This window comes from Bradyrhizobium sp. (assembly GCF_049798375.1).
Classification (GTDB): Bacteria; Pseudomonadota; Alphaproteobacteria; order Rhizobiales; family Xanthobacteraceae; genus Bradyrhizobium.
On record NZ_JBARGP010000403.1, the window covers coordinates 1 to 8,396 of the forward strand.

At 65.8% G+C, this 8,396-nt stretch carries 7 protein-coding genes; all 7 read right to left on the reverse strand.

From position 1 onward, the window contains the following. On the reverse strand, positions 1–421 hold a 421-nt coding region (locus WA702_RS17185; protein WP_425111737.1), incomplete at its 3' end, for a glycosyltransferase. A 43-nt stretch (positions 422–464) separates the two neighbouring features. Beyond that, a complete protein-coding gene (gene ftsW, locus WA702_RS17190) occupies positions 465–1,619 on the reverse strand; it encodes a putative lipid II flippase FtsW (protein ID WP_425111738.1) in 1,155 nt (384 codons plus the stop codon). 187 nt (positions 1,620–1,806) lie between these two features. Further along, the gene (gene murD / locus WA702_RS17195; protein WP_425111739.1) at positions 1,807–3,207 is read right to left on the reverse strand and encodes a UDP-N-acetylmuramoyl-L-alanine--D-glutamate ligase; all 1,401 of its coding nucleotides are present in this window, start codon (positions 3,205–3,207) and stop codon (positions 1,807–1,809) included. A 1-nt stretch (position 3,208) separates the two neighbouring features. Next, a complete protein-coding gene (gene mraY, locus WA702_RS17200; protein ID WP_425111740.1) occupies positions 3,209–4,315 on the reverse strand; it encodes a phospho-N-acetylmuramoyl-pentapeptide-transferase in 1,107 nt (368 codons plus the stop codon). Positions 4,316–4,535: 220 nt separating this feature from the next. Further along, complete coding sequence (locus WA702_RS17205) at positions 4,536–5,912, reverse strand: UDP-N-acetylmuramoyl-tripeptide--D-alanyl-D-alanine ligase (protein ID WP_425111741.1); 1,377 nt, start codon at positions 5,910–5,912, stop codon at positions 4,536–4,538. Further along, positions 5,909–7,369 carry a UDP-N-acetylmuramoyl-L-alanyl-D-glutamate--2,6-diaminopimelate ligase gene (locus WA702_RS17210; protein ID WP_425111742.1) on the reverse strand — a complete coding sequence of 487 codons (1,461 nt, stop codon included), beginning with the start codon at positions 7,367–7,369 and terminating at the stop codon, positions 5,909–5,911. Before WA702_RS17210 ends, WA702_RS17205 begins: the two co-directional genes overlap by 4 nt. Positions 7,370–7,425: 56 nt before the next feature. Then, positions 7,426–8,396: peptidoglycan D,D-transpeptidase FtsI family protein (locus WA702_RS17215; RefSeq protein WP_425111743.1), on the reverse strand; the 971-nt coding region annotated here is incomplete at its 5' end.

An 8,396-nucleotide genomic window follows, 5' to 3' on the forward strand; every position in this document is an offset into this window, starting at 1 on the left:
CCTTGACATGGCGCGACAGCAAGCGATTGGCGCGGCCGAGCACGGCGTTGGCGTCGTGGATGATGCCGGGCACGCCGGCGAGGCGCGCCGCGAGCAACGGCGGCACGGTCGGATAGCCGCCGAAGCCGACCACGGCGGCGGGCTTCAGGCGACGCATCAGGTTGAAGGCGGCGAGCGTGCCGAAGGCGAGCATCGAGGCGGTGCGGGCGAGCGCGATCGGCGAGCGGCCGCGGACGGTTTCGCTCGGCACCACGTCGATCATGTCGTTGGAGAACAGACCGCTATAGCGTAGCGCGCGGGCGTCGGTGACGAGGCGGACACGGAAGCCGCGTTTGATCAGCTCGACACCGAGCGCCTCGGCGGGAAATAGGTGGCCGCCGGTGCCGCCGGCCGCGAGAAGGATGAGGGGCGCAGTCGTCATGCCCTCACATAACCGAGCGCGGCCCGTTCGTCATTAGCCCAGTTCAGGCGTAGCTTTGCTGCGCGCCGGCCGCGGCATCGGTGGCCTCGATCTCAGTGCGGGGCCGCAGACGGGTCAGCGCCAGCATCATGCCGACGCCGTAGGCGAGAGAGACCATCGAGGAGCCGCCATAGGAGATGAACGGCAGGGTCATGCCCTTGGCCGGAATCAGCTGCAGATTGACCGAGATATTGATCGCGGCCTGCACGCCGAACAGGATCGCAAGCCCTGACGCCGCGAAACGCGAGAAGCTGTCCTCGGTTGCGTAGGCGCGTGACAGCGTGCGGATCACCACAAAGGCAAACAGCGCCACCAGCGCCAAGCACAGGATGATGCCGAATTCCTCGGCGGCGACAGCGAACACGAAGTCGGTATGGCTGTCGGGCAGGCTGCGCTTGGCGATGCCCTCGCCCGGGCCAAGCCCGAACCAGCCGCCGTTCGAGAACGCCTCCATCGCGGTATCGACCTGGAAGGTGTCGCCGGAGGCCGGGTTCATGAAACGCTTGATGCGGCCCGCGACGTGCGGGACCAGGAGATAGGCGCCGAACAGGCCGGCACTGGCCACGCCCGCAAGGCCCGCCACCCAGACCATGCGCATGCCGGCAATGAAAAACAGCGAGCCCCAGACCATCGAGGTCAGCATGGTCTGGCCGAAGTCGGGCTCCATGACCAACAGCGAGATCATCACCAGCAGCAGGACCAGCGCCATCGAGGTCGCCGGCATGTCCGGGCGCCGCGCCGATTCCGAGAATAGCCAGGCCGCGACCACGACAAAGGACGGCTTGGCGATTTCGGAGGCCTGGATGTTGACGCCGAGCAAGGTGATCCAGCGCCGCGAGCCCTTGACCTCGGGTCCGATCGCGAGCGTCAGCACAATCAGCACGATCGAGATGGCGAAAATGATCAGCGCGCTGCGCCGGATCTGCCGCGGCGACATGAAGGACACGCCGATCAGCACGACGAAGGATGGCAGCAGGAACAGCACATGGCGGTTGAAGAAGTGGAACGGGTCGAGCCCGATCCGGACCGCGACCGGCGGGCTCGCCGCGAGCGACAGGATGACGCCGCACAGCATCAACGCCAGGATGGCACCGACCAGCGGCTTGTCGATCGTCCACCACCAGTCAGACAGCGGATTGCGTTCTTCACGGGAGAGCATGGTGTGTCCCTCTGACCGCAAGCGCGATCCGGAAAATTACGGAGCGGTGCTCCGGTCACGCGCAATGACAAGGCCAACCCCATTGGTGGCGGATGATGGTTATCAGCCGGTTAAGGGAGTTGTTCACTTTTGATGTGACCGGCGCTCGGCGCACGCACCGGTGCGTAGGATGGGTGGAGCGAAGCGCTCACACCACCGGCTTGACGCCCGGCAACGCCTGCACCAGCTCGCGGAACTTGGCGCCGCGGATTTCGAAATTACGGTACTGGTCGAACGAGGCGCAGGCCGGCGACAGCAGCACCACGGCGTCCGTCAGCCCGGAAGCCTCCGCATCGGCCGCGGCCTGCGCGACCGCGACATCGAGCGTGCCGGACATCTCGTGCGGCACCGTGTTGCCGAGAGTCCCGGCGAATTCCGCGGCGGCCTCACCGATCAGATAGGCCTTGCGGATCCGCGGGAAATAATCCGTCAGGCCGGTGATGCCGCCGGCCTTGGGCTTGCCGCCGGCGATCCAGAAGATGTCGGCGAACGACGACAGCGCATGCGCGGCCGCATCTGCATTGGTGCCCTTGGAGTCGTTGACGAACAGCACGTCGCCGCGACGGCCGACCTGCTCCATCCGATGTGCAAGGCCCGGAAAACTGCGTAGTCCCTGCTGCAGCACGTCCGCACCGACACCGAGCGCGAGCGCGGTGGCCGCGGCGCAGGCTGCGTTCTGCGCATTGTGCAGGCCGCGCAGCGAACCGATGCCGCCGATCCGCGCGATTTCGTTGCGCGCGCCGCCAGAGGCACGCACGATGGTCTCGTGCTCGACATAGATGCCGTCCGGCAGCGGGTTCTTGACGGAGATCCGCACCACGCGCTTGCCCGCCTGCTCCAGGCGGTCGGCGCTGGCGCGAGAGAAATCATCGTCGACACCGACGATCGCGGCGCCTCGCGGCTGCACGCCGGCCACCAGCCGCTCCTTCACCGCCGCGTAGTTCGCCAGCGTGCCGTGGCGGTCGATATGGTCCTCGCTGACATTGATCAGGATGCCGACGGTCGGATCGAGCGAGGGCGTCAGATCGATCTGGTAGGACGACATCTCGATCACGTGGACCCTGCCCATCCGGGGCGGCTCCAGCGACAGGATTGCCGTGCCGATATTGCCGCCCATCTGAGTGTCGTAGCCGGCGACCTTCATCAGATGCGCGATCAGCGCGGTCGTGGTCGACTTGCCGTTGGTGCCGGTGATGGCGACGAAGGGGGCATCCGGCGCGTGGCGCTTGCGCTCGCGGCAGAACAGCTCGATGTCACCGATCACCTCGACGCCGGCCTCGCGCGCCCTGAGCACGCTCCAATGCGGCACCGGATGGGTCAGCGGCACGCCGGGCGCCAGCACCAGTGCCGAAAAGTTCGCCCATGATACGGTGCGCAGGTCGGCGGTGATGAAGCCGGCCTTGGCGGCTTCGGCGAGCCGGTCCGCGCCGTCATCACCCGCGACCACTTCGGCGCCGCCGGCGCGTAACGCATGGCAGCTCGCGAGGCCCGAGCCGCCGAGGCCGAACACGGCAACCGTCTTGCCGGCGAAGGAGCTGACGGGGATCATGTCAGCGCAGTTTCAGCGTAGCGAGTCCCGCGAGCGCGAGCATCACCGAGATGATCCAGAACCGGATCACGATCTGCGGCTCGGTCCAGCCGAGCTGCTCGAAATGGTGGTGGATCGGCGCCATCTTGAACACGCGCTTGCCGGTGAGCTTGAAGGATACGACCTGCACGATCACTGAGACCGCTTCGAGCACGAACAGGCCACCGATCACCGCCAGCACGATCTCGTGCTTCACCGCGACCGCGATCGAGCCGAGCATGCCTCCGAGCGCGAGCGAGCCGGTGTCGCCCATGAAGATCGAGGCCGGCGGCGCGTTGAACCAGAGGAAGCCTAAGCCCGCGCCGAGCACCGCGCCGCAGAGCACGGCAAGCTCACCGGTGCCGGCCACGTAATGGATCTGCAGATAGTCTGAAAATACCAGATTGCCGGCGAGATAGGCGATCAGGCCAAAGCTTGCGGCGGCGATCATCACCGGCACGATCGCAAGCCCGTCGAGCCCGTCGGTCAGGTTGACCGCATTGCCGGCGCCGACGATGACGAAGGCGCCGAAGATCACGAAGAACCAGCCGAGATTGAGCACCATCTCCTTGAAGAAGGGGATCGCGAGCGAGGTCGCGGTGGCATCGTGGCCGAGCCGCACCAGCGCATAGCACGCGACCAGCGCGATCACCCCTTCGAGCGCAAGCCGCGCGCGTCCGGCGAAGCCGGAATGCGACTGCTTGGTGACCTTCAGGTAGTCATCATAGAAGCCGACGAAACCGAAGCCGAGGGTCACCGCCAGCACGATCCAGACGTAAGGGTTGAGCGGATTGGCCCACAGCACGGTGGAGACGACCAGGCCCGACAGGATCATCAGGCCGCCCATGGTGGGCGTGCCTTTCTTGGAGACGATGTGGGATTGCGGGCCGTCGGTGCGGATCGGCTGGCCCTTGCCCTGACGCAACCGCAAATGGTCGATGATCCACGGACCAAACAGGAACACGAACAACGCGCCGGTCACCACCGCCCCGCCGGTGCGGAAGGTGATGTAACGGAAGACGTTGAGGGGCGCCTTGAACATCCCGAGGCTCGGGAAGGTGTTGGTCAGCTCGATCAACCAGTAAAACATACAATCCGCCTATGCCGCCTCGCCACGGGCCTGCCGGGACCGGCACGAATCCCGCGCGAATCCGTGCTGAGGCGCTCCTTTAACCACGATCAGACGCACCGTGCGAATCGTTGCAATCAATTGCGGCTTTTCGCGCTCGGCATATCAGTCCCGCAGCGCCGGACGTGCGATATCGTCTACTGCGCCGCGATATCGCCCGATTTCGAGCCGGTGTGCGGATTTACGCCTGCAAGACGGCGGCGAGCCTCGGCACAAACTTGTTCACCCAAAAGATCTTCTTACTGCCCTTGATGACCACCACATCGCCGCGCTTCAGCAACGCGGCGATGTCCGCCGGCTGCAACGTCGCTGGATCCTCATGCCAGCCGAGCCTCTTCTCCGGCGGCAACCGATCGAACAGATGCCGCATCAGGGGACCGACGCAATAGACGCCGTCGACGCCGGCGAGATGGCTGACCAGTTCCTCGTGATACGTCGCGGCCTCGGTGCCGAGTTCGAGCATGTCGCCGATGATGCCGATCCGCCGTCCGTCCTTGACCGGCCGCGCCTGCAGGCTGTCCAGCGCCGCGGCCATGCTGGCCGGATTGCCGTTGAAACTATCGTCGATCAGCACGACCCCACCTGCATTCTGCTCGACGCCGCGGCCGGCCATGATGCCGACCTGGCCGAGCTCTTTGGCCAACAGCGCCGGATCGAGCCCGGCTGCGGACACGGCAGCCAGCGCGGCAAGCGCATTCTGCAGCCGGTGCGGCGCGCCGGGGGTTAGCGTGAAAACAATCTTGCGGCCGCTGATATCGGCACTGACATCCCAGCTCTCGCCGCGTCCGCTGTAACCAGTCTCGTGGATCTCGGCGCCCTCGCCGAAACGCAGCACCCGGCCGCTCCACTCGGCCGCCGCGATCCCCGCTGGCAGCACCAGCGTGCCATCAGCCGGCAGGCCGCGCGCGATCGAAACCTTCTCCTGCCGGATCGCCTCCAGGCTGCCGAGCTTCTCCAGATGCACCGGCTGCACGTTGACGACCAGCGCCACCGTCGGCCGCGTCAGCTCGGCCAGCCGCGCGATCTCGCCTGTCTGGTTCATGCCCATCTCCACCACCCAGACCGAGGCATCGGGGGCGGCATTGCACAAGGTCAGCGGCACGCCCCAGAAATTATTGAAGCTCGACGGGCTCGCGGACGCCCCTGGATAGGCGGCGATGAACTCCTTGGTCGAGGTCTTGCCGGCGCTGCCGGTCAGCCCGATCACAGGTCCCCTGAAACGTGCGCGCGCCGCGCGCGCGAGGCCCCACAACCCGTCGATCAGCGTATCCTTGACGATCAGCTGCGGCACCGTCACTCCATCGATCCGGTGCGGCACGATCATTGCCACCGCGCCCGCGGCCTGTGCCTGGGCCGCGAACTCCCAGCCGTCCCGGCTGGACGCAAAGCTGGAGATGAAGCCGCCGCTCGGCGTGCCACTTAAGCCGACGAACAGGCTGCCCGGCTTCACCGCGCGGCTGTCCTGGGTGACGAAATCGATCGGCGTATCCGGGAATTCGCCGGAAAGGCCAAGCGCGCGCGCCACTTCGGCCACGGTCCATAAGGGCGCTGTCGTCATGCCGTCCTCTTTGCCAATGCGTCCGCAATCGCTTCGTGATCGCTGAAATGCAAAACCTTGTCGCCGATGATCTGTCCGATCTCGTGGCCCTTGCCGGCGACGACCAGTGCGTCGCCCTCTTCGAGCTCATCGATCGCGGTGCGGATGGCTTGTGCGCGATCGCCGATTTCCTGCGCGCCCTTGGCCGCAGCCAGAATCGCTGTGCGGATCGCTATCGGATTTTCGCTGCGCGGATTGTCGTCGGTAACGATGACGCGATCGGCATTCTCGGCGGCGATCGCGCCCATCAACGGGCGCTTGCCGGCATCGCGGTCGCCACCGGCGCCGAACACCACGACCAGCCTGCGCTTCGCGTAGGGACGCAGCGCCTGCAGTGCCTTTGCCAGCGCGTCCGGCTTATGTGCGTAGTCGACGAAGATCGGCGCGCCGTTGCGCTCTCCCACCAATTCGAGCCGGCCCTTCGCGCCTTCCAGCGTGCCCAGCGTATCAAAGACAGCCTCGGCGTCGCTGCCGGTACCGATCGCAAGACCTGCGGCGACCAGCGCATTCTCGATCTGGAACGCGCCGACCAGCGGCAGTTTGATCACGCGCTTGCGGCGGCGATGCTCGATCTGAAGCGTCTGGGCAAAGCCCTCGATCGTCGCATCGATCAGACGAATGCCCTCACCCGCACCGTCGCCATTGGTGCCGACGGTGATGAGACGCAGCCCGCGCGCTTTGGCGATGGCAATGACCTCGTCAGAACAATCATGGTCGGCCGCGATCACGGCAGCGCCGCCTGATGGCACCAGATCGCGAAACAGCCGCATCTTCGCGGCGAGGTAATGCGCGACATCGGGGTGATAATCCATGTGGTCGCGCGAGAGATTGGTGAAGCCGCCCGCGGAGACGCGCACGCCGTCGAGGCGATATTGATCCAGTCCGTGCGAGGACGCTTCAAAGGCGAGATGCGAGACGCCGTCGCGCGTGATCTCGTCGATCTGCCGGTGCAGCGCGATCGGATCCGGCGTGGTCAGCGAACCGTAGACGGTGCGCTTGTCCGAGACCAGGCCGATGGTGCCGATGCTGGCGGACGAATGGCCGAGCCGTTGCCATATCTGACGGGTGAAGGCCGCGACCGAGGTCTTGCCGCTGGTGCCTGTGACAGCGGCGATGGTCGCCGGCTGCTCCGGGTAGAAGCGCGCAGCCGCCAGCGCGAGCGCCCGGCGCGGATTGGACAGCACGACGAATGGAACCGGGAGATCGCCGGCAGGTCGCTGCTCGCCGGCAATCGCAACCGCGCCCGCCGCGACTGCGGCCTGGATGAAGCGCGCGCCGTCGGTTTTGGTGCCGGCCAGCGCGAAGAACAGATCGCCCGGCTTGACCGCGCGGCTGTCGACGGCAAGTCCCTTCACCTCGACCGCGTCCGCGCGCGGCTCGAGCCTGGTATCATCTCCGAGGAGGTCGCGAAGTCGCATTTGAATCCCGTCCGGCCGACGCCGGACGAGTCAGATCGGCGAGGCCTTTGAACGGCTTACTGCGTCAGCCGCGATGCCGCAAGAATTTGACGTTCTGCCGGCGGCAGATCGAAGCGCGGCTCGATCCCGAGCAGCGGCCCGATCCGGCTGATGACGGCGCCCGCGGTCGGCACCGCGTTCCAGCCCGAGGTAATGAACCCGAAGGTGTCCTTTGCCGGCTGCGGCTCATCCAGCATGATCAGTATCTGATACTTGGGATTATCGGCCGGAATGATGCCCGTGAAGGCGGTCAACACCTTCTTCTTGGCGTAATGGCCGTTGACGACCTTCTCGGCGGTGCCGGTCTTGCCGCCGATGTAATAGCCCTTGACGTCGGCCTTGCGCGCAGTGCCGACCTCCGCGTTCAGCCGCATCAGGAACCGCATCTTGATCGAGGTTTCGGGCTTGATCACACGCTTGGCGATCGCCCTCGCCTCTTCCTCGGTGCGCCTCATGAAGGTCGGCGGAATCAGCAGGCCGCCATTGGCGAGCGCGCTGACGCCCATCACCGCCTGCAGCGGCGCCACTGCGATGCCATGGCCGAAAGAGATGGTGATGGTGTTCAGGTCACCCCAGTGCTTCGGCACGATCGGCGAGGCGCTCTCGGGCAGCTCGGTGCGCAAACGATCGAGCTGGCCCATTTTGCGCAGGAACGCCTTGTGCGCATCGACGCCTTGCGCCAGCGCGATCCGCGCCGCGCCGATGTTGGAGGAATAGGTAAAGACCTCCTTCATGGTGATGAAGCGGCGCTGCAGTTCGTCGTCGTGAATGGTGAACTTGCCGTAGTGCAGGACTGAGCGATCGTCCCACAGCGAATTCAGGTCGTATTTGCCGCTGTCGAGCGCCATCGCCAGGGTGAAAGCCTTGAAGGTCGAGCCCATCTCGTAGACGCCGGTCGTCAAGCGATTGATCCGGTCCGGATCGTGCGCTTCCTTGGGGTTGTTCGGATCGAAATCAGGCAGTGAGACCATTGCCACGATTTCGCCGG

Excerpts from the sequence above, each read along its gene's own strand:
- mraY (WP_425111740.1), bottom strand. The coding sequence starts at position 4,315 with ATGTTTTACTGGTTGATCGAGCTGACCAACACCTTCCCGAGCCTCGGG.
- ftsW (WP_425111738.1), bottom strand. The coding sequence starts at position 1,619 with ATGCTCTCCCGTGAAGAACGCAATCCGCTGTCTGACTGGTGGTGGACG.
- WA702_RS17210 (WP_425111742.1), bottom strand. The coding sequence starts at position 7,369 with ATGCGACTTCGCGACCTCCTCGGAGATGATACCAGGCTCGAGCCGCGC.
- WA702_RS17205 (WP_425111741.1), bottom strand. The coding sequence starts at position 5,912 with ATGACGACAGCGCCCTTATGGACCGTGGCCGAAGTGGCGCGCGCGCTT.
- murD (WP_425111739.1), bottom strand. The coding sequence starts at position 3,207 with ATGATCCCCGTCAGCTCCTTCGCCGGCAAGACGGTTGCCGTGTTCGGC.